The following is a 24,002-nucleotide window of genomic DNA, read 5'->3' as shown; positions in this document are numbered from 1 at the left end:
ACAGCGAAGGTCCGCCTAGGCGGCTTCGTTCTTCTGGGCATAAGCGTTCATGACGCGTGCGAGCTGACCCGCAGGCGCACTGACAACCTGTGCGATGCGCGTGGCCGGCGTGTTGATCATGCCGACAATCTTCGCACGCAGCTCGTCGATGGACGGAAGCGAGGCAAGTGCCTTCACGCCGCCTTCGTCGAGAACGGTTGCCCCCATCGCGCCACCCAGAACAACGAGCTTCTCGTTGCTCTTGGCGAACTCGACGGCGACTTTCGGAGCTGTGATCGGGTCTTCGCTGTAGGCGATGACCGTCTGTCCCTGGAAAAGATCTGTCATCTTTTCCGACTCCGTGCCCTGAAGAGCAATTTTGGCCAGGCGATTCTTCGCGACCTTTACCGTGCCGCCCGCGTCACGCATCTTTGAACGAAGATCGTTCATTTGCGCGACCGACAGACCGGTATAGTGGGCCACGACCACAGAGCCCGATGTCTTGAAGACTTCGTTCAGCGTCGTGACGAATTCGCGTTTTTCCGCTCTTTCCACTGCCACTCTCCAGTTGACAGGTTCGACTATTCGAAACCTGTCGGGTTTTGCCTTGCCGCCCGGAGCCATTTGCGACCCGCAAGCGACGCTTGAGGATCCTGTCCCCTCGAACCGGACCGAAATCCAGGCACAAGGCAAAGAAGGTTCGAACCGAATACCGGGCGCCAGGCCCGAAATTTCTGTTCTTACCCGTCTCATGCAGGCCAAGTGATTAAGGAGAACCACCTGCAATCTCGGACAGGAATTCCGGACCGAAGTCCGGATTTTCGGCCCGAAGGCCGAAACTTTTGCGCCGGCCGAAACCGGCGCGAAACTCTTTCAAACTCAGGCGGATCCGATTGTCGACGGATCGACCTTCACGCCTGTACCCATTGTCGACGACAGGGCGATGCGCTTGAGATAGCTGCCCTTTGCGCCTGTCGGCTTCGCCTTGATCACGGCGTCGGCGAATGCGCGGATATTTTCCTCAATCGCCTTGGCGTCGAAAGACGCCTTGCCAACGCCCGCATGGACGATGCCGGCCTTCTCGACGCGAAACTCCACGGCGCCGCCCTTGGAGGCCCCGACAGCCGCCTTCACGTCCATCGTCACCGTGCCAACCTTCGGATTGGGCATAAGGCCGCGCGGACCCAGCACCTTGCCGAGGCGACCGACGAGCGGCATCATGTCCGGCGTCGCAATGCAGCGATCGAAATTGATCTGACCGCCCTGAACGGCCTCGACCAGTTCTTCCGCTCCAACGATATCAGCGCCGGCTTCCCTGGCTTCTTCCGCCTTCGCGTCGCGCGCAAACACGGCGACCCGTACAGAACGACCGGTGCCATGCGGCAGACTGACGACGCCACGGACCATCTGGTCGGCGTGGCGCGGATCAACACCCAGATTCATTGCTACGTCGATGGTTTCATCGAATTTCGCGGTCGCCCGCTCCTTGACCATCGATACGGCTTCGGTGAGGTCATAAAGGCGCGTATTATCAATACCTTCGCGAACACTCTTCGTGCGTTTTGCTAATTTGGCCATCGTCTCAACCCTTGACTTCCAGCCCCATGGAGCGGGCGGAGCCCTCAACCATGGCCATTGCGCCTTCGATATCGGCCGCGTTCAGATCCTTCATCTTCGCTTCGGCGATGCTACGGACCTTGTCGCGGGTGATGCTGCCTGCGACCTTGCGGCCAGGCTCGCTCGATCCGGACTTCAGCTTTGCTTCCTTCTTGAGGAAATAGCTGACAGGAGGCTGCTTCATCGTGAAGGTGAAGGACTTGTCCTGGTAGTAGGTAATGATGCACGGAATCGGAATGCTCTTTTCCATTTCCTGCGTGGCGGCGTTGAACGCCTTGCAGAATTCCATGATATTGATGCCGCGCTGACCAAGCGCCGGTCCGATCGGCGGCGACGGGTTCGCCGCGCCTGCCGGCACCTGCAGCTTCAGCTGACCTGCAACTTTTTTAGCCATGCTACTCTCTGCCTATTGTTGACCGACCGAGGCCCGTCATGATTGAGGACCGGCGTCGGAGCCCCGACCCTGTCCGATTGCCGGTTTCCCGGCGGCTGCGGTTGCGTGGTGCGGTCGAACTGGCTGGCTTGGCCAGTCTTCCTTCCACGCGCGAGGCGGCTTGCGCCGCCGTAGCGATCAGACCTTTTCGACCTGACCGTATTCCAGTTCGACCGGCGTCGCCCGACCGAAGATGGATACCTCCACCTTGAGGCGCGAACGCTCTTCATCGACTTCCTGCACCGTTCCCGAGAAGGACGCGAACGGTCCGTCTGCGACGCGGATCTGCTCACCGATTTCGAAGGAGATCGACGGCTTCGGCCGATCGACGCCTTCCTGGACTTGCGTCAGAATACGCTCGGCCTCGGAATCGGGGATCGGCACCGGCTTGTTGTCCGAACCAAGAAAACCGGTCACTTTCGGCGTGTTCTTGATCAGATGATAAGCGTCATCCGTCAAATCCGCGCGAACCATGACATAGCCCGGGAAGAACTTGCGCTCGGAGTCAACCTTGCGGCCGCGCCGCACTTCCACGACCTTTTCAGTCGGCACCAGGATCTTCTCGAACAGATGATCCAACCCCTTGGCCTTCGCCTGCTCCTCAATGGATTCAGCGACCTTTTTCTCAAAATTCGAATAAGCGTGCACGATATACCAGCGCGCTGCCATTACCTTCTCCCGCCTCGCGCCCGTATCAACCGCCGACATTCAGAATCCAGCCCACAACAAAGCCGAGAGCCTGATCCGCCACAAAGAAAAACAAAGCAGCAAGAAACACCATGATGAGCACCATGATCGTCGAGATCATGGTCTCCCGCCTCGAAGGCCACGTCACTTTTGACGTTTCGGAGCGTACCTGCTGCAGAAACGTAAAGGGGTTGGTTTTTGATGCCATGTGCCGCTCACGCGTTTACGGCGCGTAAAAAGGACCCGTCAGTCCCACGCGCCGCGTGTCTGTTTCCACTCTTAATAATCGTCGATTCGAAAATCCACAAGAGCCTATCTGGAATTATTGCAATAAAATAATCCCACGTCCAAGTCAAATCGAGACCGGCGCCAGTTGCACTCTCACCTTCGATGTCGAGAAATCCTATACCAGTAAAACTTCCCAAGGCAAAGAGGGCCGCCGCCATGTTTTCACGACCCCGTGATCCGTTCGACGCCGCAATTGCTCTACGCACGGCGTAGATCGTGAGCGATATGGGGATTCAGGCAAGAATTTCAAGCGGCCGCAGCGCGCCGGGCGAGCACGCCGTCTATCAAGCCCCACGCCAATGCTTCATCCGGCGCCATGAAATGATCGCGATCGAGCGTGCGCTCCACCTCCTCATAGGTCCGACCGCAATGCGCCGCATAGAGTCTCGTTATACGCTGTTTCGTATTCCGGATGTCTTCGGCGTGGATCAGGATATCCGACGCCTGTCCCTGAAATCCGCCCAAAGGCTGGTGAACATGAAGACTGGCGTTGGGCAGCGCCATGCGGTGTCCCGGTTCTCCGGCCATCAGAAGGAAGGATCCCATCGAGCGGGCCGTTCCCATGCATAATGTGTGGACCGGCGCCTGGATGAACTGCATCGTGTCGTAGATCGCGAAACCGCTGGTCACCACGCCGCCCGGCGAATTGATATAGAGGTTGATGGGCTTTTTCGGATTCTCGGCCTCAAGCAACAGCAACTGGGCGCACACCAGAGCCGATATCGCGTCATTGACCTCACCGTTGAGGAACACGATGCGCTCGCGCAGTAGCCTCGAATAGATATCGAAAGAGCGATCTCCGCGACTGGATTGCTCCACGACCACGGGAACGAATTGCGTTGCTCCGCTCATCACTTTCTCCTGTATCCTGTCACGCGGCGCCTTCACGATCATGCAGCCCGCAACAGACATCCGCCATTGCAATTGGCTGCCACGGGCGGCTTGCGCCCTGCCCTTGCTTCCGGCGCCTTATGAATGATCCTCAAACGCGTTCCGCCCCGGACATCGGACCTGATCTGAAACGTGACCGTGCTTGAAGCGGACGGCGGACCATCTTCGCGCATCCGGAAGATTATTTCCTCGCCGGGCGTCTCGGCCATCGGCTGCGTCTCATCAAGATCGCAGTTCGGCAGCCATTCGGCGCGGTATTCTTGGAGAGAGATCGCGCGCCAAACCTTTTCTGGCGGAGCATCGAGGGAATACTCGAAAACCAATTCGTTCTGCGGCGTTTGCTTCGAATGCTTCATTGATCCATTTCCTTCAACAAAGCCTTGAGCGCGTCGATGCGCGCCGGCCAATAAGCGCGGTATTTGGCAAGCCAACCGGCGATCTGCGCCAGTCCGTCCGGATTGACTTCATAGTTGACGAAGCGTCCCTGCCGTTCTTCCCGGACGAGACTTGCATTGCGCAAGACCGACAGGTGTTGGGACATGGCGGGCTGGCTTATATCGATTCCTTCCCGCAGCGCGCTGGCGTTCATGCTTCCATTCGCCAGTTTTTCAAATATTGCGCGGCGCGTCGGATCAGCCAGCGCTTTGAAGATGTCGTTCTCGATCATGAAAACATATAAGCATGCACTTATCTGATTCGCAACTCGTCTACATGGCGACGTCGCAATTTTCTTCGTCGTTGCTTTGTCGAATTCACGCGCAATTGTTCGAGGAGAACCGCGACTGTCAAAATTCTGCGGAATTGACGGTCGATATTTTTGGCGGAAACGAATATAGTGTTGGGCAACTTTGCATCGCTCGACATACGATGTCCGCGAAATCCGAATACAGGGACATTTACTTGGCAGACCCCAAACAAGCCAAACGCCGCTTCCAGCTTATCCTGATCAAACCATCACACTATGACGATGACGGCTACGTCATTCGCTGGTGGCGCGCAATGATTCCGTCCAATTCTCTCGCTGCGGTTTACGGCATAGCGGCCGATTGCGCGGAGCGTCGTGTCCTCGGCGAAGACGTCGACATTGACATTACCATCATCGACGAAACCAATACGCGCGTCAAAACCAAATCGTTGCTGAAGACACTGCGCCAGAACGATAATTTCGGGATGGTCGCCCTTGTCGGCGTTCAGTCGAACCAGTATCCGCGCGCCCTTGATATCGCGCGGCCGTTTAGAGACGCCGGCGTTCCGGTAGCGATGGGCGGATTCCATATTTCCGGTTGCCTGGCGATGCTGGACGGAAAGGCCATCGAACTGGACGCCTGCCGCGAGCTCGGCGTCGCCATGTTCGCCGGCGAAGCGGAAGGCCGATTGGACCAGGTGCTGATCGACGCAGCCGCGAACAAGCTCCAGCCAGTCTACAATTTCATGAACGACCTGCCTGGCCTCAATGAAACGCCAGTGCCCATTCTGCCAAAGGTCAACGTCAAGCGTACGCTGGGGCTCAGCACAAGTTTCGACGCCGGCCGCGGCTGCCCCTACCAGTGTTCCTTCTGCACGATCATCAACGTGCAGGGACGCAAGTCGCGATTCCGTTCCGCCGACGACATAGAAGAGATCGTGCGTCTCAACTGGGAACAGGGCATCAGCAAGTTCTTCATCACGGACGACAACTTCGCCCGGAACAGACACTGGGAAGCGATCTTCGACAGGCTGATATTGCTGCGTGAGCGCGACGGCATACCGATCGGATTGATGATCCAGGTCGACACTTTGTGCCACAAGATCGAGAACTTTATCGAGAAGGCCAAACGCGCCGGCATGACGCGCGTTTTCATCGGTCTCGAGAACGTCAACCCGGACAATCTGGCGAGCGCGAAGAAGCGTCAGAACAAGATTACCGAATACCGCAAGATGCTTTTGGCCTGGAAGGATCAGGGCATCATCACCATGGCCGGATACATTCTTGGTTTTCCTGCCGACACACCGGAATCGATACGCCGGGATATCGAAATCATCCAGGAGGAACTGCCGCTCGATATCATCGAATTCTTCCTGCTTACGCCCCTGCCCGGCTCCGAAGACCATCAGAAGCTGTGGAACCAGGGCATCGCCATGGAGCCCGATCTCAATATCTACGATCTCGAGCATGTCTGCACTGCTCATGAGAAGATGAGCAACGAGGAGTTCAAGGCCATCTACGAGGAGGCCTGGTCGCTCTATTATTCGAAGGAACACACGCTGACATTGCTGCGTCGCGCCGCAGGATCGGGCGTTCCGCTGTTCCGATTGCTCAAGGTGCTTTTCACCTTCAAAACGACGGTTCCGCTGGAACGCGTTCATCCGCTGCAAAGCGGCGTCCTGCGGCTCAAGCACCCCGACGAGCGTCGGCATGGCCTGCCCCGGGAACATCCTGTCGTGTTCTGGCCGCGCTACGTCGGCGAGACGGTAGTGAAACACGGCCGGATCCTTCGCGCGATCATTGATCTACTGCTGCTGGCTCGAACCGTGAAGCGCGACCCGAATTCGGCGCACTACACCGACAAGGCGATGACCGCAGTCACCGACGACGAAGACAGCTCATTCGACCTGCTTACGCAGACGCGCGGCGCGCAGCAGGCCGTTGCGCACACCAAGAAGGTCAGAGAACTGGTGAGCGCCGTAAACGGCTGAACCTCGCATGACGATGTCCTCCGTGATCTACTCGGAAGAAATCCTCGATTCCATCGAGGTGCCAATCTTCGTGCTCGATGTTCTGCCCGCCGAAAAATTTCAGTTTCGAAAGCTCAATCGCAGGCATGAACAGATGAGCGGCCTGAAGCAGGAGGAGGTTTTCGGCAAATCTCCATACGATTTCCTGCCTGCGCGGACCGCCGACACGATAACAAAAAACTACCGCAAATGTCTGAGCAGCAATGCGGCGTACACCTATGAGGAAAATATCGATCTTTCGACAGGTCCGATATGGTGGCAGACAACGCTGTCGCCGATCCGAACGGGCGACGTGATAACCGGAATTATCGGTATCGCGACCGACATCACCGAATTCAAGGAAACCCAGTTCAAGCAGGCCGAGAGCAACGCAAAAATCAAAGCCCTGAACGATGATCTTTCGCTGTTCACGTCGACTGCGGCCCATGATCTGAGGGGGCCATTGCGCCAAATCGGCCTGATTGTCGAGATGATTAGCGAAGGTTTCGAGGATCTGGGCGACGGCAAGACCGAGCTATTGGCCAAGGCCGGCGACATGACTCAAAAGGCGCTGTCCCAGATCGACGACATGCTGTCCTATGCGCGGTCGCTGACGCTGGACCTTGCGCCTCACCAGACAGTCGATCTGCAGCATATCTGCTCGGATCTGGTGGCTATACTTGATCCTCTATCCAAGAAATCAGTTTCCCTCCCGAACTGCCAGGTAACGACGGACAAGGCGGCTCTCCAGATTGTTTTGAGAAATCTGCTGGACAACGCCATCAAGTTCTCCAAATCGCGCGTCGCCGTTCTCGTTGACGAGATTGCAGACAGAGACGGCGAATGGCTCGTGATCAAGGTGTCGGACGACGGCAAGGGTTTCGGATCGAAAGACCATCCGATCGGGGGCGCACCGCATTCAGACGCGCAAGGCGCCGTCCATGGATTCGGCCTCGCCGCCGTAAAGCAACTGATCGAGGTGCGCGGCGGAACTCTCTGGGTCGACGATTCCGAATTCGACAAAGGCGCGACTATCTGCTTCCAGATACCTGGCCAGATTATCTAGGCAACGCGCCAAAGCGTTCGTCGAAAAACTAGCCTTCCTGCAAGCGGGCGGACACCGCTTTCGCGAGCGTTCTGTATCCTGCGAGACTGGCCGGCTTGACCTCATATCCATTGGCGCCGCGCGACTTGGCTCTGCTCTTGTCTACCGGATTGGTCGAACTCGAGAGCATGATGACCGGCAATTCCGCATACTCCTTGCTGGCTCTGATCGCCTCAAGCACCTCGAAACCGTCGGGCGACGGCATCCAGATGTCGAGGAGAACCAGTTTGGGCCGGCGATGCTCCATTGCGGAGATCACCTGACTGCTGTCCGACACTTCCACCAGATCATAATTGGGCAGTTCCGTCCGCAAATTGCGCGTTATCAGGCTTCTGTCGAATGCATCGTCGTCCACGATGAGGATCGACTTGCCTGATTGCTCACTATTCGGTTCCAAATTGGATTACCTTCTGAATATGGATTGGGCGAGAACCGCTACGCTGCGGAGCGCGCCTCTTCAAATACATCGACACAGTTTCTGCCGCGATCCTTTGCCCGGTAAAGACTTTTATCGGCCTGTCGCATGACTTCAGCCGGACTATCGCCTTTCTTCCCAAGCGTCAGACCTATACTAACGGTCATCTTGAGGGACTGGCCATTGACGATCAGAGAACTCGTCTCGATTTTGCCCCGAATGCTTTCCGCAATCGCGACGATTCGCGCGCTGGAATTGTCGCAGATGATGACGGCGAATTCCTCCCCGCCTATGCGATAGGCCTTCTGGGGATCCGCCAATTCGCTGTACAGCACCTGCGAAATGTGGGTAAGCGCGATATCACCCGCCTCGTGCCCGAACCGATCATTGACCATCTTGAAATTGTCGGCGTCGATGAGCAGGAGGCCAACATCGTTGTTTTCCACCAGAACAGAGATGTCGCGTTCGAAACGACTGCGGTTATAGAGCGTCGTCAGATGGTCTGTTTGCGCTCTTTCCCGCCAATAGGCTCGACGATCGCGCAATGCTTTCTCTCGTTCAAAGAAATAGGCGCCTGCCGAGACGACCAGCGCAGTCATTACAAAATTGCCAATGACGACCTGCAGAGACGCGCCGGACAGGATTGTAGAGACAATGGAAGCGAGCGCCGCGGCGGCGGCAATAGACACCACTTTCACCGGCCAGGTGACCCGATAAGTGTCCCGGCCGATCACTCTCAGCGTCAGAGCAACGCCCAACATCGGGACGAGTTCTACGAGAATCGAAAGCTCGGAATTTTTCGCCAGGACAATGTACGCCACCAGCAACGCGATCGCGGTCGCCGCGACAGGATACGAGACATAGAGCAGGATCAAGGCGCCATGAAAGGCAAGAGGCCCTGCCGCGGGTATTCCCGCAGCGGATGTTATAGCCAGATTGACGGCAAAGGATGCGAGAATTGCGGCGTTCAGCGCCACATAGCGAAACGCGCGCCCGGTTGGCCATTTGTCAGAACTGGCGCTGGTCGCAGCCATGAGAGTTAAAACCGCCAGAAGGCATGCATAGGCGTAGAGAAGTTTTTCCAGCGTCACCTCCTGCACTCAGAAGCATACTGTACTGGAATACTTCTCCGTTATTAAGATTTTTATACCAAGTCCCTCAGCTTCATTTCCACCCAGGCGCCCGGATACGTCGTCTCAAGAAGGTTATTCCTCTTTATTACGTCAGATGACCATCAACTTTGAACCGACGGGCACTCGATTGTACAAGTCGACGATATCCTGGTTCATCAGTCTCACGCAGCCGCTGGAAACCGCCCGACCGATCGACCAGTACTCAGGCGACCCGTGAATCCGGTAAAGCGTGTCCTTGCCGTTCTGAAATATATACAGCGCGCGCGCGCCGAGGGGGTTGTCGAGACCGGGCGGCATGCCGCCGTTCTCGGCGCTCCACCTGGCGAGTTCCGGCTGTCTGGCGATCATGCTTGCGGGAGGCGTCCATGTCGGCCAGGCTTGCTTCCATTCGATGTAGCCATTGCCGGACCAGGAAAAACCGGCGCGTCCGAGGCCCACGCCGTAGCGTATCGCCGTGCTGTTCGGCTGTACGAGATACAGATAAAATTCATTCGTATCGACGACAAGGGAACCGACCGGATAACCTGCGTAGTAGTCGACTTCCCGGCGCCAGAATCGCTCCGGAACCTGGCTCAAATCAACAGCCGGAACAGGAAAGCGTTCCTGTGGCATCGGCCCGTACAAAGATCGGTAATAAGACGGAACTCCGGCGTTGACGCCATATCCCTGTCTGTCCGGCAATGGCCCCGGAGCCGACACACATCCTGCCGCCGCCAGACCGAGCAGGCTTGCGCCGCCTGCAAGAAACTCTCTACGCTTCACTCTTTTCTTTGCCTTGGGCCTTGGTCTTCCACTTCGCCTCGGAATGAGGGGATATGGAAAACGGATTAAAATTGAATATTCCTCCTAGAAACGCTCGATTTCATGACGGGGTTCCGAGCCCCCTCTCATTTTTCGTATCTACCGCCAGATCTTGAGACAAGAAAATCGGTAACCAGCAGCCTTTGAATTGTTTCGATGGAGATCTGCGTTGAAACCGCCGATGATCCGTTGGCGCATCCTATAGGCGTCAGCAACCGCATCCTCCCAGTCACAACCAGTCATTTGTTCCGTTATTAGAAACACCAATTGCGAGCGAAAAAAACTCGCGACTAACTCACTGCACGACACGCAAAACCGCAGGAACTTTCGCAGAAAGTAATTTATCTTGTAAAAACAGCTATTTTCGCAAAATACCGCACTATACAGCCAATTATATCTGACGTAAATTTGTGCAATATGCCGGAAATACGTGCCATTGAGGCGGTTTACAAAACCACCATATGCGTCGATATTCGGAACAATAATACAAATAACGGAACTGACACCCAGGCCACGGCATGAAGCGAAACTGTCCCAGTCCAATTCGCCGGAAGCAGTTGCCGACGCCCCAGAAACTTTTCGGGGCTCCCCGCGTCAGTCTCGAACAACACGAGAATGCCACACCTCCATCGCTGGAGACCAGACTCAACAGGAGAGATCAATGAAACATACCCTCAAGGCAGCCTTTATCGTCGCCTCGACCCTCTTGCCTGCCTCCCAGGCCCTGGCGCAGGACGACCCCATAGTATGGCGCATGTCCAGTTATGCCGGCGAAACGTGGGGATTGTGGAAGAACATCGTCGAACCCTTCACGAATCGGGTAAACCAGTTGTCGGAGGGGCGACTGGTCATCGAGCCCTACCCCGTCGGCGTTCTGGCGCCGGCCACCCAGAATTACGAAGCGGTGCTGGACGGCACCGCCGATGCAGCAATGATTACGCCGCTCTATGCCGTCAACGAAGATCCGGCCAACACATTCTACGCCGGTCACCCGGGCGGCATGGGCCCGGAAACAATGCTCTACTGGCTCTATGAAGGCGGCGGCCAGGACCTCCTGACGGAATTCAAGCGCGACACCCTTGGCCTTCACTCACTTGTTGGCGGCGTCGTTGGCACGGAACTCTGGCATTCGCACAAGGAAATCAATTCCGTCGAGGATCTCAAAGGTCTGAAATTCCGCGCAGCAGGCGGCTGGGCGTCGATCCTGGCCGATGAATTCGGTGCGGCGCCGGTCTTCGTCACCGGCTCGGAAGTCTACCAGATGCTCGATCGCGGAGGCGTCGATGTAGCCGAGTGGTCGGGTCCCGCAGACAATCAGATCGCAGGACTGCAGAAGGCCGCCAAGTTCATTATCGGTCCGGGATTGCATTTCCCCGCCGGCATCAACGAGTTCATCGTGAAGCAGGAAACCTGGGACGCTTTGCCCGACGACCTGAAGGACGTTGTGACTACCGCCGCAAAACTCGCTGTGTTTGAAAGCTATCTACAGTCGGGAATGCAGGATATTGTTGCTATGGAGGAACTCAAGGCCGGCGACAACACCATGGAAGTTCTTCCCAAAGAGGTGACCGACGCGATCACCGCAGCAGGACGCACCTGGGCGATGGCCAAGGCTGAAGAACAGGCGGCCGATGGCAATGACTGGATGGAGAAAATTGGCGAAAGCTACTTTGCGTTCCAGGATCTCTATGCCGACGGCACATCCTACAAGCATATCGACGGCAAATAAGCGCAATGAGGCCGGCGCGCCCTGCGCCGGCCTTGTGCATTGTGGGGTTCGCCAATGAAGATCATTGATCGGTTGTCTTCCGCGCTTGCTGTGGTCGCCGGCGTCATGGTCATTTTGCTGATCGGCGTAATGATCTATGAAGTGGTCTGCCGCTATGTTTTTAATGCGCCCACCCTATGGGCAAGCGACATGACCTATATGCTTGGCGGCGCCTTGTTCGTCCTGTCCGCCGCCTTCGCGCTCAAGGAAAAAGGCCATGTCAGCATCGACTTCCTGGCGCAGATGCTGCCCGACCGACTTCGCTGCCTGATCTCCGGATTGCTGATGGCGTGCGTTGCGTTGCCGGCGTTCACGGCGATCAGCTGGGTGGCGGCGAACAAGGCGATCAGCGCCTATGAGCGCGGCTCGGTGGACCCGGTAAGCGCATTTGCGCCAAAGCTCTGGCCATTCTACAGCGTCATCTCCATTGGCTTGGCGGCCTTGTCACTGCAGATTCTCGTGACTGCAATTCGCGACTTTACAAAGGCGGCCCAACGGCATGCATGATCCGCTCATGGCCGGATTGATGTTTCCGGCGCTGTTCGCCCTGATCCTTCTGGGTTTGCCGGTTAGTTTCAGCCTCATCGCAACGGCATTCGGTTTCGCGCTGCTTTCCTTCGGAGATATCGCGCCGAATCAACTCTTTCGATTTCTCGATTCCGTCGCCTCCAATCCGACCTACGCGGCGATCCCGCTATTCGTGTTCATGGGCGCAATGCTTGAACGCTCGGGCATCGCCGTGCGCCTGTTCGATGCGATGCGCCTCTGGCTCGGACGACTTCCTGGCGGACTGGCGCTGGCGGCGATTTCCATGTGCGCGATCTTCGCCGCCGGAACCGGCATAGTCGGCGCTGTCGAGGTCATGGTTGGCATGATGGCGATCCCCGCCATGCAGAAATATCGATACTCCAACGATCTGATCGCCGGCACGATATGCGCGGGCGGGTCGCTCGGCACAATGATCCCGCCCTCGATCGTCGTCGTGGTCTATGCGACGCAGGCGCAGGTTTCCATCGGCGACATGTTCGCCGCCATCCTGCTGCCTTCCCTGCTCATGGTCGCCTTCTTCCTTGGCTATGCGCTGCTGCGTTGCGCCGTAAGACCGCAGGATGGTCCGCCGCTCGCCGCCGAAGAACTGGCCATACCGCTCAACGAAAAACTTCGCATCACAGCCGTATCGCTCCTGCCTGCCCTTGCGCTGGTGTTCGCCGTCGTCGGCTCCATTATGGCGGGGATAGCCGCGCCGACCGAAGCCGCCGGCGTCGGCGCGCTTGGGACGATATTGCTGACCCTGCTCTATGGTGAGCTAAAAGCTTCTGTTCTCTGGATGGCGACGCGCGCGACACTGGTCATAACCGCCATGGTGATGCTCATCGTGGTCGGCGGCACGATGTTCACATCGATCTTCCAGGCAAATGGCGGCCGACAGCTCATTCAGGGTTTTCTAGACGCGATGAACCTGACGCCGAACCAGACGATTCTCGTGATCCTTCTCATCATCATGCTGCTCGGATTCGTGCTCGACTGGATCTCCATCGTACTGATATGCGTGCCGATATACGATCCGCTGCTCAGGGCCGCCGGCATCGATCCCATTTGGTTCGGCGTCCTTGCAATTGTCGCGATCCAGACCAGCTATCTCACGCCGCCGATGGCGCCCTCGCTCTTCTACCTGCGGTCCATCGCGCCTCCGGACATGACTTACCGGCAGATGGCCTTCGGCGTCATGCCGTTTGTGCTTTGTCAGCTTCTGGTGCTTCTGGTCGTGTTCCTTTTGCCGGGAACAGCGACCTGGCTTACCTCGTTCGTAGGTTTCTGATGAGGACAGTATGAAGCAGGAGGCCGCATGACGATTAAAGAGACAGGCGTAGGCGCTTCCATATTGCGCCGGGAAGACGCGCGATTCCTGGAGGGACGTGGCCGCTTCATTGGCGACATCGAAATTCCGGGAATGAGTGACGTGGCTTTCCTCCGTTCGCCTCTGGCGCACGCCCGCATAGCGTCGATCGACACGCCGGACGACGTTGCCGACCGTGTTTTCACGGCTGCTGATCTGTCAGATGTGAAGCTCGTCGCCCCGGCATCCAAAGTGCCGCGTCATCGTATTGTCGCAGCGCCGCCGATCGCCTCGGACCGCACACGCTACGTCGGAGAAATCGTCGCCGCCTGCATCGCCCCTACCCGGGCGGAGGCGGAGGATCTGGTCGAGATGCTGGCGCCGGATTTCGAAATGTTGCCTGTCATCGCGTCAATGGATGACGCGCTGTCGGAGGATGGTCCAAGGCTCTATGACGATTGGGACAGCAATGTCTCGATGGAAACCGGCTTTGACTCCGGAATTGACGAGATCATCGCCAAAGCGCCGGTCAAGGTGACCCGGGTGCTCGACATGGCCCGTCAGGCCATGGTTCCGCTGGAAGGAAAAGGAGTGCTGGCCTACTGGAGCGAGCGCGACGACCAACTTGTGGTCTATTCCTCGACGCAGTCTCCGCACCAGATACGGACCGCCCTGTGCCAGGCCCTTGAACTGCAGCAACGGCAGATCAGGGTCATTGCGCCTGACGTGGGCGGCGGATTCGGCTACAAGGCGATCCTTCATTCGGAAGAGGTCATTGTCGCTGCGCTTGCGTTGAAAACCGGCCGGCCGCTGCGCTGGCTTGAAGACCGTTTCGAACATCTGACCGCCGGGGCGAACGCCCGAGAGCACCGCTATGAAATGACCGCCTATGCGGACCAACGCGGGCGTGTTCTTGCAATCGACGCGAAACTGACCACGGATGGCGTCGCCTATTCCGTCTGGCCCCACACCAACGGTTTCGATGCGATACAGGCAAGCGGCATTCTGACAGGGCCTTACGACATTGGAGGTTACCGCGTCAGAACGCAAACGGTCGTGACCAACAAACCACCCCTCTCGCCCTACCGTGCGGTGGCGAGGCCAGGCGCCTGTTTCGCAATCGAATGCACCATGGACGCGGTCGCCCGGGCAGTCGGACGCGACCCTGCCGAAGTCAGGCTCGACAATCTCGTGAAACCCGAGGCGATGCCCTACAAGGCGATCACAGGCAAGGAATACGACAGCGGCGACTATCCGGCCTGTCTGCGCCGCGCAATGGAGATGGTTGCGGACGCGCCACAGACACCCGCCCCCGGACGACTACTGGGCACGGGCTACGCCGTCTACACCGAACATACCGCCGTCTCGACATCGACCATCTCGCATATAGGCATACCGATGATGCCCGGTTTCGAACAGGCTGCTGCGCTTATGCAACCGGACGGCAGTCTGGAATTGCGCGTCGGTGTGCAGTCGCATGGCCAAGGTATGGAAACGACCATGGCCCAGATCGCAAGCCAGGTTCTGGGAATAGAGCCGGAACGCGTCATTCTGCGGCATGGAGACACCGGCCTGTCGCCGTTTTCGACCGGCACCTACGCCTCGCGCGCCGTCGTGATGACTGGCGGCGCGGTCGCCGCCGCTTGCGACAAGATCGCGGTCAAACTCCGGGAAATCGCCGCCCACCTGATGCAGTGCGAAACCGCCAATGTGCGCCTGGAAGAAGGGCTTCTGAAAGGACCTTCGGCCACGATGATGATCGCGGAAGCGGCAGAGACCTGGCATTTCAGACCCTACGAACTTCCCGAGGACGTATTACGCGACGGGCTGGAGGTGACGGGCGGCTACAGACCCGATGGCGACAAGGGTCCCTTCGCCTACGCTGCTCACGCCGCGACGGTTTCTGTCGATCCGGAACTGGGAACCGTCGAGCTGCTTGACTACGTCGCAGTCGATGATTGCGGAACGCGGGTCAATCCGATGATCGTCGACGGTCAGGTGCTCGGCGGCGTCGTTCAGGGCATAGGCACCGGTCTTTTCGAAGAATCGCCGTTCGACGACCAGGGGCAGCCGCTGGCGACGACATTCGCAGATTACTCGCTGCCGACCGCTGCCGAGACACCAATGATCCGGCTGGATCACAGTGAAACGCTATCGCCCTACACGCGGTTCGGCGTGAAAGGCGTCGGTGAAGGCGGCGCCATCGCGCCGCCGGCGGCCGTGGTCAACGCGATCAACGACGCGCTCAGGCCTCTCGGAGCAGAATTGTGCGCCGTGCCAGCTTCGCCGAAGCGCGTTCTCGGAGCGATCTTTGACGCGCAGGACCGCGCCAAAGCCGATTTGGAGACAACAAAGTGAAGGCGCCGGCTCTTGAATTCCACAGGCCGGATACGGTGCAGGCGGCCCTGGCCATTCTTGCCGAAGGCGATGGCGCAGCGCGCGTCCTGGCAGGCGGCCAATCGCTGGTTCCCATGCTGAACCTGCGTGTGGCCTTTGCCGAAACGCTCGTCGACATCGGAGCTATTCAGGAACTGGCAGCGATCGAAGATGCGGGAAACCACGTGCGCCTGGGCGCCAGTGTCAGCCATGCGCGCATAGAGGACGGCCAAACGGGAGATTACTTCGGCGGAATGCTGGGCCATGTCGCCGGCAACATTGCCTACCGAGCCATACGAAACCGGGGAACGATTGGAGGCAGCCTTGCCCATGCCGACCCTGCAGCCGACTGGCCGGTGGCTATGATCGCGCTTGGCGCCAATGTGGAGATCGCCGGATCAAACGGAAGTCGCAAGCTCCCTGTCGATGAATTCATGGTGGATGTCTTTACGACGGCATTGCAGGAAGACGAGATACTGACTGCAATCTGCATACCAAAAGCCTCGCCGAAACTACGCTGGTCCTTCCAAAAGATGCGCAAGAAAGCCGGAGCCTTCGGCGAGGCCATCGCTGCCGCTGTCCACGATCCGGAAAGCGGTTTATGCCGCGTGGTGGCGGGTAGTAGCGCCATTGGCGGCCCGCAACGTTTTACCTTGCTCGAAACAGCGCTCCAGGACGGCGATGTCGACGACGACGCGATACGGGATGCGGTGACCCGAACAATTGGCTCACTCGGACGGTACGAAACACAGATTCACACTGTGTGCCTGAGGCGCGCGATCGAGGAGGTTCGAACGTGACCACACTGTCACTCACCGTAAACGGCAGACAGGTCAGCACGGAAATCGACCCCCGACTGAACCTTGCCGATTTTCTCCGCGAACGCCTTTCACTCAAAGGCACACATCTGGGATGCGAGCACGGCGCCTGCGGCGCCTGCACTGTGTTGATGGATGGAATGCCGATCCGGTCCTGCATCACCATGGCAGCCTCCTGCGATGGCGTCGAGATCACCACCGTCGAGGGCTATGACGACAACAAGCTGATGTCGCGCCTGCGAAGAGCGTTTCGCGAGGAACACGCTTTACAGTGCGGATATTGCACGCCCGGCATGCTGGCGACGGCCTACGATATCGTAAGCCGACTGGACCGCGCCGACGAGAACGAGATTCGCGCCGCATTGGCCGGCTGCGTGTGCCGATGCACAGGATACCGCGGCATCGTGCGTGCGATCGAACGATGCATCGCGGAAAAGAACGCTTGAATGCCGGTTAAGCCGATACGCGCACCGACATTTCACCGATGCGATCGATCCAGGCATGCATGACGTCGCCGGACTGGACGGGCGCAACGCCTTCCGGCGTGCCGGTCATGAAAATGTCGCCGGGATAGAGCGTGTACGCCTTCGACGCATAGGCGATCAACTTGCGGCAACCCCAAATTAGCATCGATGTGTTTGATTTCTGTCGCGTCTCGCCCGCAATCTTGAGCTCGAAATCGAGATTGTCCGGATCGCCGAGTTCATCAGCGGTGACGATGTGTGGCCCGAATACCGTGAATGTATCGAGCGACTTTCGGAAAGAGCGGTCCTCCGTGCCGCGGATCGTCATGTCGAGACCGATCATGTAGCCGGCGACATGATCAAGCGCGTCTTCCTCGCTGATTCGAAAGCCCTTTTTCCCGATGACAAAGGCCAATTCGATCTCGTGGTCGATGCGGCGGTCCGGCCAGTCGGCCATGACGACGTCGCTTGCGCCGATCATCGAACTGGGCGCTTTCAAAAACACGCCGTAGTCGTCGATGGTCTTCACCTGAGAGCCAAAATTGATCTGCGTGTCCACGCGCGATTCATCAAGGTGCAGCTGATAATTGACCGGCGCCGCGACGATCTTGCCGGGATTGGCGACCGGCGAGAGCAATTTGACCTCATCAACAGCCAGCGTCGGCGCATCAGCAGCCGTCTCCTCCATCTTCGCCCGCATCAGGTCGAAATGATTGAAGAAGTGGTCACCGCGCGGCGCCGGCCATTTCAAGGCCGGAAGCGCGTCCGCCGCTGCGGTGACGTCGCGAATGGTGTTCCCCTCGACCACGCCAAGGCGATCGTCGTTGAAGCGGCAGAAGCGCATGCAGGTACCTTTCTGATAAATCTGGCTTTATTGTCTTGTCGGTCAGGCGTTGTCGCGGCGTTCTTCGCGGAAGAGGCCGAGCTTTTCCTGTGCGACGCGGTCGGAGAAGCAGAAGATGAAACTGTCCTCCTTCGCCTTGAAGCTGCGCCAGGTCCAGCCGGGACAAGCAACGACATCGTTTTCCGAAAGATCGAAGGACTTGTCGCCGGTCGTCACCGTGGCTGATCCCTCGCCGAGACACATGATGATACCGTCGGTGGAGCGGATCGGCATGGTATTAAAACCCTTTGGCACATGGATCATCCAGGCGGACATTGTGGGCATTGCCCAACCGCCGTCCAGCGGATTGGAATAGCGCATCGATATTGCTTCATGAGGATCTGGATCGCCGCAGCGAGCGACATCGACAAGCGCCTGCCTGGTCTGCTCATAGGGATAGTTGAAGATCGGAGTCGTCAGCCCGTAACGGCTCTCTGGCTTGAGCGGCGACATATTGGAGCCGAAGCGGGCGAGCGCGTCGCCCTCCGGCCTCGTGATCGACTGGCGGTCGTCATTGTAGTGCTCGTTGAAACCTGCTTCGAAGAACTGAACCAACGGCAGGTCGAGACCGTCGAGCCAGGCGCAGGGATCATTGCCCTCATTACCGTGATCATGGAACGCCCAGGAAGGCGTAATGATGAAATCCCCCTTGCGCATCGTTGTGCGCTCGCCGCCGACCGCCGTGAAGGCGCCCTCGCCTTCCAGCATGAAGCGCAGCGCCGAGGGCGTGTGCCGGTGAGCCGGCGCGGTCTCACCCGGCATGATAAGCTGTATACCGGAATACATCGTCGCCGTGGCGCGCGATTGTCCCGGCATCGCAGGATTTTCCAGAACCAGAACGCGGCGCTCGGCTTCCTGCGCTGTCAGCAATCGGCCCGATTCCAGCAGCAATGGCCGAACATCGGCGTAGCTCCAGTGGTGCGGCACAGCTTTCGACTTCGGTTCGCTTGGCAAGAGGCCTTTGAGCACCTCCCACAGTGGCGCCAGATTCTGGGGCGCCAGACGGTCATAGAATTGCTGCTTGTTGTCGGATGCGGATGTCTTCGTAACCATAGCAATACCTCTTTCATACAAAGCGCCCGGTAGAAGGCGATGTTATTCCGCTGGCGCGCCGCGCGATGCGACGTTCCGCTTTCGAGCCAGAAACTCCATCGTCAAAACTCCAGCAGCGATCAGAACTCCGGCAATATTTGCGTAAGGCGCCCAGGGGGCAAATTCCGGCGGCAACAGCAACAGGCCGCCGCCGATAATGGCTGCCATGCGCGTCGTCGGCGTCATGTGGCGAAACCCGAAGCCGATCATGCCTGCAGAAACGATCCACACTCCGGCGGCGGCGGTCGCGAGCGACACGGCGATCCCCAACGGCGATGTGCTCTGCAACAGAAGTGACGGTGAGAATACGAAAAGGAATGGCACGATATAGGCCGGCCAGGAAAAGCGCATCGCGGCCCATCCGGTCTTCATAGGATCCGCCTTGGCCAAAGTCGCGGCAAAGAAGGCGGCAATGGCTACCGGCGGCGTTACGAAGGACATCATGCCGAGATAGAGGATGAACATGTGGGCGGCGAGCGGAGAGATTCCGACCTCGATCAACGCTGGCGCAATCAGAACAGCCAACAGCACGTAGACGCCCAGCGTCGGCATGCCCATGCCAAGAATGATGCACATGACGGCGGCGATCACCAGAAGCAGGAACACATTGCCCGAGCCGAGTTTCACCAGCAGCAGCGTCAACGCAAAGCCGAGCCCGGTATATTGCAGGATGCCCATGATGAAGCCGGCGGCTGCCGCGATCATGATGATATCGGCGGATGAGAGTCCTGTGCGGACGATGCAGTTCCAGACCTCGCGGATCGTCAGACGGCTTCCGCTATAGGAAAGAACGAATCCGACCAGCATCACGGCGATGGAGGCGAAGACGGCGGCGTTCTCGGCTTCGCGATTTTGCCAGAACAGAGCGTAGATCAGGACCGCAAATGGCAGGAAGAACGCGCTTCCTCTGGCGAAAACCTTCAACAAACGAGGAATCTGCGCCGCCGGAACACGCATGATGCCGTCCTTCGCAGCCTCCAGATCAACCTGGATGAAAAGCGCAAGATAATAAAGCAGCGAGGGAACGAGCGCCGCAATTGCAACGTCGGCGTAGGATATCTGCAGGAAGTCGGCCATCAGGAACGCGACTGCGCCCATGACCGGCGGCATCAATTGGCCGCCGTTGGAACTGCTGGCCTCGATGGCCGCAGCCTTTTCCGGGCGGAAGCCGGCCTTCTTCATCATTGGAATGGTAATGACCCCGGTCGCCAGGATGTTGGAAACGACGATACCGTTGATCGACCCGAACAGCGAAGAAGCCAGTACCGAAATCTTTGCGCCGCCTCCGCGAAAACGTCCCATCAGGGCCAGCGAAATATCGTTGAAAAAAGCAGCGCCGCCAGATGATGACAGCAATTGCCCGAAGAAGACGAACGGAATGACGACGGTCACGCCGACGAGAAGGACGAGACCGAATAGCCCGCTGGTATCGACCCCCAGATAGAGGATCATCCGGTTCAGCTCCACCTCGCGCGTTTGCAGGTCGCCGCCGACCAGATGGCCGACCAGCGCATAAGCGGTAAAAGCGAGCACGACGATCACCAGCGACCAACCGGACGTCCGACGCAAGCCTTCGATGACGAGCAGAAAGAAGATCCACGCGGCGATCAGACCGTCGAGCGGAAGATTGAAGAACGTCGACAATATGTTCGGATATTCGACTGCGACGTAGAGCCCGTTGGCCAGCGCGATGGCTGCAAGAACCCAGTCATACCAGGCCGGGTTGCCGGTGGGATCGTCGCGTCGCAACGGGCGAATGACGAAGACCACTGCAATAGCCATTCCGAGCACGGCGGCCAGGAACTGCTCGGCGAGAAAGTTCCACCCGACCATGCGATAGAGATTGGCGCCCCATGCCAGACCAGCGAAGGCGATCAATGCGCCCAGAGTGGCCGATACGATCCGAACCGCCGGACGCGCCGGCAGTTCGGGTTCAGGATCCAGACCCGGCTGAATGACTGGCTCTGCTGTTCTTTCACTATCGGCCAATGCGATGGCTCCAACTGGATCGGTTGATCTTGAAACGTATCTTCAGGAACGGGACTGGCAGGTTTACTCCTGCCAGATGCCCTTTTCCTTGAAGAACTCAATCGAAGCCGGATGGTAGGGAACGCGCGGCTGCTTCATCGAAAGCCCCTCCTGGGTCATCGCATTGAAGGAGGGGTGGCCAGCCACGAGGCCTTCCTTGTTGGCGTAGATCGCTTCGTCAACCTTCTGGACCATTTCGTCGGAAACATTGGCGTTGACGACAACGGTAACCGCATATTCCATAAGGGTGGTTTCTCCATCGACGCCGGCAAGATGCGGCGCCGGAGCCTGCTCGGCCAGATGGTATTCGGGACGCACCGCGTTCATCGCAGCAGCCGCTTCTTCCGTATCCGGCAGATCCAGGAACTTGATGCCAACGGCGGCGTCCAGTTCGGCGACCTTCGGCGCGCCTACGGCGAAGATCGTGGCGTCAAGCCTGCCCGCCTTGAAGTCGTCGGCGGCGCGAAGCAGATTGGCGGTTGGCACGCCGTCCATGTCGTCGAGGCTAAGACCGGCGGTGGCGAGCATGGCGTTCGAAAGATCGATGCCCTGTTTGAACCCCTGCCAGCCAGTCGGGAAACGCTTGCCTTTCAGGTCGGCGACACTGTTGATGCCGGAATCCTTGCGCACGAGAATGCCGACCTTGAACGGGAACGCAGTCACAGCAAGCCGCAGATCTTCCATGGCCCGGCCGTCATGTTCTCCAACACCCTGAAAGGCAACACCGGCCTCGTCATTGGATACGAAAGCGAATTCCGCCTGACCATTTTGCACGGAGCCGAGGATCGCCGCCGGTCCGTTGAAACTGACGACGCGGACCTGAAGATCGGTGTTTTCCTGAAGCACCTTGGCAATCGCCTGTGCCTGTACATTGTTGATTGCGCCCGGCGGCAACGTGGCCATTGAGACGGTCTCGGCATTGGCCGCGCCCGTCAGCACGCCTGCGCTGACAACAACCGCGGACGCAAGAGTAACAAGTAGATTTCGCATGGATTTCCTCCCTTTTTCCGAATCATTCGGATCCAACAAAACAGATGTCCGGCAGCCTCCACAGCCGGACGCAAGATGATTACCCGTTGGCTGCCGATAATGTGTCAGCCTGTCGGGCGCCGCTGCCGCCAGCTAATTTCATATTGGCGAATGCAACGGTTTGCTGTGCGACGATGCGCAGTTGCTCGGCAACGGATTCATTCGCCGGCAAGCCGTTTGCGAACGGCTTTTCGGCTGAATTCAGGGTCGCGGCGTAGGGTGTGGGCCAGCCGCGCAACGCATGAATGATAGAGCGGGTCGACGCCATGGTGATGCCAAGCGCCTGGGCGCCGTAGGCCGACACGATCAGACCGACGCTCCGGCCTTCGAAGTATGGCTCCTGATCGTCCCGCATGTCTTCCACATAATCGAGCGCGTTCTTGATCATGCCGGAAATACCACCATGATAACTTGGCGTCGATATGATGACGCCGTCCGCCTTGCGCAGAGACTTCACAAGCCGCAGGGCTGACGGAGAGCGATGCTCGTCAGACGGGTCATAATTCGGCAAATCAAGGAGCGGGCCGGCGATCAGTTCGACGCTCGCGCCCTCTGCTTCGGCGCATTTCAGAGTGAAACGCAGCGCGGCTTCTGAACTGGATCCGATACGGGTCGTTCCGCCGATGCCGACAATGTGCGGAACCGCCCTGCCCGCCGATGCGCCATCTGGCCGCCCGTTGAATCTGATTGTTTGCTCAGGCATCTGGTTTCCTTTCATCATTCGGCCGCAAGCGGCTTGGCTGCTGCTTCGGCCGCACCGTAGGCGTCGAGAATTTCGCTGAACCTGCGCTCCAGCCAGGGACGCGTCTCGGGATGCGGGAAGATATAGAAGCAATTGCTCTCGATGGCTGACAGAACGATGTTGGCGATGTCCTCAGGCTGCGCGCCATCTTTGATCAGCTCGCCCATAAAATGGTTTTCCGGCCGCACATAAGCCCCGCCCAGCCGTTCCGGGCGGCTGCGTTCAGACAAATGAATGCCCGTATCGACAGCTGCGGGCGCGAGCACCGAAACACCAGTCTGCGTTTCAGCAAGTTCGTTGCGCAATCCTTCGCTCAACGCGACGACAGCGTATTTCGTCATCGAATAGGCGACCGTCAGGAAGTCAGGATTTACCTGAAAACCGCCGATCGACGCCGTATTGACAATATGGGCGGGCTTGCCGGCCTTCCTGAGACGGGGAACGAATGTGCGTACACCATGGATGACGCCCATGACATTGACGCCAATTACCCAGTCCCATTCCGAAAGGCTGATCTCTTCGACCGGCACGCCGTGCATGGCGACACCGGCGTTGTTGAAGACAAGGCTGACATCGCCGAAAACGGATTCAATCGCGTCTGCGGCCGCATCGACGGAGGACTGGTCAGAAACATCGGTCTCAAGCGCAATGGCCTTGCCGCCGCCCTCTTCAATCAAACGCACCGTTTCACGCGCGTCTTCGCCGCGAATATCGCAGACGCCGACATGCACGCCGCGGCGCGCCAGTTCAACGCAGAAGCCCCGGCCTATGCCTGAACCACCGCCAGAAACGTATGCCACAAGTCCCGGATCAATCTTCATGACGCCTCCCAAAACGCCGTGCAGCGTATAACAATGGTACACAAAACATAGTCACCATCACCGTTTATCCGTTGATTTTGATTGTTTTGGCATGCAACTTT

General features: G+C 58.3%; 25 protein-coding genes. 8 read left to right on the top strand and 17 right to left on the bottom strand.

Annotated features, from left to right (window positions below; all coding sequences use genetic code 11):
• Positions 1-15: 15 nt before the first annotated feature.
• The 8 genes from rplJ to K1W69_RS06115 form a co-directional block, all read right to left on the bottom strand.
• Positions 16-603 (bottom strand): 50S ribosomal protein L10, encoded by a 588-nt coding sequence (gene rplJ / locus K1W69_RS06150; protein WP_220227415.1) that lies wholly within the window; start codon positions 601-603, stop codon positions 16-18.
• Positions 604-858: 255 nt separating this feature from the next.
• The gene (gene rplA, locus K1W69_RS06145) at positions 859-1,557 is read right to left on the bottom strand and encodes a 50S ribosomal protein L1 (RefSeq protein ID WP_220227414.1); all 699 of its coding nucleotides are present in this window, start codon (positions 1,555-1,557) and stop codon (positions 859-861) included.
• A 4-nt stretch (positions 1,558-1,561) separates the two neighbouring features.
• A complete protein-coding gene (rplK, locus tag K1W69_RS06140) occupies positions 1,562-1,990 on the bottom strand; it encodes a 50S ribosomal protein L11 (protein ID WP_220227413.1) in 429 nt (142 codons plus the stop codon).
• 177 nt (positions 1,991-2,167) lie between these two features.
• Positions 2,168-2,698 (bottom strand): transcription termination/antitermination protein NusG, encoded by a 531-nt coding sequence (nusG, locus tag K1W69_RS06135; protein WP_220227412.1) that lies wholly within the window; start codon positions 2,696-2,698, stop codon positions 2,168-2,170.
• 25 nt (positions 2,699-2,723) lie between these two features.
• Positions 2,724-2,924: a preprotein translocase subunit SecE gene (gene secE, locus K1W69_RS06130; RefSeq protein WP_220227411.1), complete on the bottom strand. Its 201-nt coding sequence runs from the start codon at positions 2,922-2,924 to the stop codon at positions 2,724-2,726.
• A 326-nt stretch (positions 2,925-3,250) separates the two neighbouring features.
• The gene (locus tag K1W69_RS06125) at positions 3,251-3,856 is read right to left on the bottom strand and encodes an ATP-dependent Clp protease proteolytic subunit (RefSeq protein ID WP_220227410.1); all 606 of its coding nucleotides are present in this window, start codon (positions 3,854-3,856) and stop codon (positions 3,251-3,253) included.
• Between the two features lie 38 nt (positions 3,857-3,894).
• Positions 3,895-4,251 (bottom strand): SRPBCC family protein, encoded by a 357-nt coding sequence (locus tag K1W69_RS06120; protein WP_220227409.1) that lies wholly within the window; start codon positions 4,249-4,251, stop codon positions 3,895-3,897.
• Positions 4,248-4,562, bottom strand: a complete 315-nt coding sequence (locus K1W69_RS06115) for an ArsR/SmtB family transcription factor (protein WP_220227408.1) — start codon at positions 4,560-4,562, stop codon at positions 4,248-4,250. Before K1W69_RS06115 ends, K1W69_RS06120 begins: the two co-directional genes overlap by 4 nt.
• A gap of 233 nt (positions 4,563-4,795) precedes the next feature.
• Between K1W69_RS06115 and K1W69_RS06110 the strand changes: the two genes are divergently transcribed.
• Together K1W69_RS06110 and K1W69_RS06105 are read left to right on the top strand one after the other, a co-directional pair.
• Positions 4,796-6,571 (top strand): B12-binding domain-containing radical SAM protein, encoded by a 1,776-nt coding sequence (locus tag K1W69_RS06110; RefSeq protein WP_370688192.1) that lies wholly within the window; start codon positions 4,796-4,798, stop codon positions 6,569-6,571.
• A 7-nt stretch (positions 6,572-6,578) separates the two neighbouring features.
• Positions 6,579-7,655: a PAS domain-containing sensor histidine kinase gene (locus K1W69_RS06105; protein WP_220227406.1), complete on the top strand. Its 1,077-nt coding sequence runs from the start codon at positions 6,579-6,581 to the stop codon at positions 7,653-7,655.
• Positions 7,656-7,683: 28 nt separating this feature from the next.
• On the opposite strand, the gene K1W69_RS06100 is transcribed toward K1W69_RS06105, so the two are convergent.
• From K1W69_RS06100 to K1W69_RS06090, 3 genes are all read right to left on the bottom strand, one after another.
• Positions 7,684-8,091, bottom strand: a complete 408-nt coding sequence (locus tag K1W69_RS06100; protein WP_220227405.1) for a response regulator — start codon at positions 8,089-8,091, stop codon at positions 7,684-7,686.
• A gap of 38 nt (positions 8,092-8,129) precedes the next feature.
• Entirely contained in the window at positions 8,130-9,200 is a 1,071-nt protein-coding gene (locus K1W69_RS06095) for a GGDEF domain-containing protein (protein ID WP_220227404.1), read from the bottom strand.
• A gap of 132 nt (positions 9,201-9,332) precedes the next feature.
• Complete coding sequence (locus K1W69_RS06090) at positions 9,333-10,004, bottom strand: L,D-transpeptidase (protein WP_370688191.1); 672 nt, start codon at positions 10,002-10,004, stop codon at positions 9,333-9,335.
• A gap of 700 nt (positions 10,005-10,704) precedes the next feature.
• Here K1W69_RS06090 and dctP point away from each other — a divergent pair.
• Genes dctP through K1W69_RS06060 form a run of 6 tightly spaced genes read left to right on the top strand, consistent with a single transcriptional unit; the run spans position 10,705 to position 17,288 of the window.
• Entirely contained in the window at positions 10,705-11,772 is a 1,068-nt protein-coding gene (gene dctP / locus K1W69_RS06085; protein WP_220227403.1) for a TRAP transporter substrate-binding protein DctP, read from the top strand.
• Between the two features lie 54 nt (positions 11,773-11,826).
• Positions 11,827-12,318 carry a TRAP transporter small permease subunit gene (locus K1W69_RS06080; protein WP_220227402.1) on the top strand — a complete coding sequence of 164 codons (492 nt, stop codon included), beginning with the start codon at positions 11,827-11,829 and terminating at the stop codon, positions 12,316-12,318.
• On the top strand, positions 12,311-13,630 hold the full coding sequence (locus K1W69_RS06075) for a TRAP transporter large permease (protein WP_220227401.1): 1,320 nt from the start codon (positions 12,311-12,313) through the stop codon (positions 13,628-13,630). Before K1W69_RS06080 ends, K1W69_RS06075 begins: the two co-directional genes overlap by 8 nt.
• A gap of 27 nt (positions 13,631-13,657) precedes the next feature.
• Entirely contained in the window at positions 13,658-16,006 is a 2,349-nt protein-coding gene (locus tag K1W69_RS06070; RefSeq protein WP_258570819.1) for a xanthine dehydrogenase family protein molybdopterin-binding subunit, read from the top strand.
• On the top strand, positions 16,003-16,824 hold the full coding sequence (locus K1W69_RS06065; protein WP_220227400.1) for an FAD binding domain-containing protein: 822 nt from the start codon (positions 16,003-16,005) through the stop codon (positions 16,822-16,824). Before K1W69_RS06070 ends, K1W69_RS06065 begins: the two co-directional genes overlap by 4 nt.
• Positions 16,821-17,288, top strand: a complete 468-nt coding sequence (locus K1W69_RS06060) for a (2Fe-2S)-binding protein (protein ID WP_220227399.1) — start codon at positions 16,821-16,823, stop codon at positions 17,286-17,288. Before K1W69_RS06065 ends, K1W69_RS06060 begins: the two co-directional genes overlap by 4 nt.
• Before the next feature lie 7 nt (positions 17,289-17,295).
• Here K1W69_RS06060 and K1W69_RS06055 read toward each other — a convergent pair whose 3' ends face one another.
• The 6 genes from K1W69_RS06055 to K1W69_RS06030 all read right to left on the bottom strand — a co-directional run bounded on the left by K1W69_RS06055 (position 17,296) and on the right by K1W69_RS06030 (position 23,901).
• Positions 17,296-18,150 (bottom strand): fumarylacetoacetate hydrolase family protein, encoded by an 855-nt coding sequence (locus tag K1W69_RS06055; RefSeq protein ID WP_220227398.1) that lies wholly within the window; start codon positions 18,148-18,150, stop codon positions 17,296-17,298.
• Positions 18,151-18,192: 42 nt separating this feature from the next.
• A complete protein-coding gene (gene gtdA / locus K1W69_RS06050) occupies positions 18,193-19,242 on the bottom strand; it encodes a gentisate 1,2-dioxygenase (protein WP_220227397.1) in 1,050 nt (349 codons plus the stop codon).
• Between the two features lie 42 nt (positions 19,243-19,284).
• The gene (locus tag K1W69_RS06045; RefSeq protein WP_220227396.1) at positions 19,285-21,270 is read right to left on the bottom strand and encodes a TRAP transporter permease; all 1,986 of its coding nucleotides are present in this window, start codon (positions 21,268-21,270) and stop codon (positions 19,285-19,287) included.
• Positions 21,271-21,333: 63 nt separating this feature from the next.
• Positions 21,334-22,299: a TAXI family TRAP transporter solute-binding subunit gene (locus tag K1W69_RS06040; RefSeq protein ID WP_220227395.1), complete on the bottom strand. Its 966-nt coding sequence runs from the start codon at positions 22,297-22,299 to the stop codon at positions 21,334-21,336.
• A gap of 79 nt (positions 22,300-22,378) precedes the next feature.
• Positions 22,379-23,041 (bottom strand): NADPH-dependent FMN reductase, encoded by a 663-nt coding sequence (locus K1W69_RS06035; RefSeq protein ID WP_220227394.1) that lies wholly within the window; start codon positions 23,039-23,041, stop codon positions 22,379-22,381.
• Between the two features lie 14 nt (positions 23,042-23,055).
• The gene (locus tag K1W69_RS06030) at positions 23,056-23,901 is read right to left on the bottom strand and encodes an SDR family NAD(P)-dependent oxidoreductase (RefSeq protein WP_220227393.1); all 846 of its coding nucleotides are present in this window, start codon (positions 23,899-23,901) and stop codon (positions 23,056-23,058) included.
• Positions 23,902-24,002: the final 101 nt, after the last annotated feature.

The sequence above is a fragment of the Flavimaribacter sediminis genome (assembly GCF_019492055.1).
Classification (GTDB): domain Bacteria; phylum Pseudomonadota; class Alphaproteobacteria; order Rhizobiales; family Rhizobiaceae; genus Flavimaribacter; species Flavimaribacter sediminis.
This window is presented reverse-complemented; position numbering and strand designations above follow the sequence as displayed.

Excerpts from the sequence above, each read along its gene's own strand:
- rplJ (WP_220227415.1), bottom strand. The coding sequence starts at position 603 with ATGGCTCCGGGCGGCAAGGCAAAACCCGACAGGTTTCGAATAGTCGAA.
- rplA (WP_220227414.1), bottom strand. The coding sequence starts at position 1,557 with ATGGCCAAATTAGCAAAACGCACGAAGAGTGTTCGCGAAGGTATTGAT.
- rplK (WP_220227413.1), bottom strand. The coding sequence starts at position 1,990 with ATGGCTAAAAAAGTTGCAGGTCAGCTGAAGCTGCAGGTGCCGGCAGGC.
- nusG (WP_220227412.1), bottom strand. The coding sequence starts at position 2,698 with ATGGCAGCGCGCTGGTATATCGTGCACGCTTATTCGAATTTTGAGAAA.
- secE (WP_220227411.1), bottom strand. The coding sequence starts at position 2,924 with ATGGCATCAAAAACCAACCCCTTTACGTTTCTGCAGCAGGTACGCTCC.
- K1W69_RS06125 (WP_220227410.1), bottom strand. The coding sequence starts at position 3,856 with ATGAGCGGAGCAACGCAATTCGTTCCCGTGGTCGTGGAGCAATCCAGT.
- K1W69_RS06120 (WP_220227409.1), bottom strand. The coding sequence starts at position 4,251 with ATGAAGCATTCGAAGCAAACGCCGCAGAACGAATTGGTTTTCGAGTAT.
- K1W69_RS06115 (WP_220227408.1), bottom strand. The coding sequence starts at position 4,562 with ATGATCGAGAACGACATCTTCAAAGCGCTGGCTGATCCGACGCGCCGC.
- K1W69_RS06105 (WP_220227406.1), top strand. The coding sequence starts at position 6,579 with ATGACGATGTCCTCCGTGATCTACTCGGAAGAAATCCTCGATTCCATC.
- dctP (WP_220227403.1), top strand. The coding sequence starts at position 10,705 with ATGAAACATACCCTCAAGGCAGCCTTTATCGTCGCCTCGACCCTCTTG.
- K1W69_RS06080 (WP_220227402.1), top strand. The coding sequence starts at position 11,827 with ATGAAGATCATTGATCGGTTGTCTTCCGCGCTTGCTGTGGTCGCCGGC.
- K1W69_RS06075 (WP_220227401.1), top strand. The coding sequence starts at position 12,311 with ATGCATGATCCGCTCATGGCCGGATTGATGTTTCCGGCGCTGTTCGCC.
- K1W69_RS06070 (WP_258570819.1), top strand. The coding sequence starts at position 13,658 with ATGACGATTAAAGAGACAGGCGTAGGCGCTTCCATATTGCGCCGGGAA.
- K1W69_RS06055 (WP_220227398.1), bottom strand. The coding sequence starts at position 18,150 with ATGCGCTTCTGCCGCTTCAACGACGATCGCCTTGGCGTGGTCGAGGGG.
- gtdA (WP_220227397.1), bottom strand. The coding sequence starts at position 19,242 with ATGGTTACGAAGACATCCGCATCCGACAACAAGCAGCAATTCTATGAC.
- K1W69_RS06040 (WP_220227395.1), bottom strand. The coding sequence starts at position 22,299 with ATGCGAAATCTACTTGTTACTCTTGCGTCCGCGGTTGTTGTCAGCGCA.
- K1W69_RS06035 (WP_220227394.1), bottom strand. The coding sequence starts at position 23,041 with ATGCCTGAGCAAACAATCAGATTCAACGGGCGGCCAGATGGCGCATCG.
- K1W69_RS06030 (WP_220227393.1), bottom strand. The coding sequence starts at position 23,901 with ATGAAGATTGATCCGGGACTTGTGGCATACGTTTCTGGCGGTGGTTCA.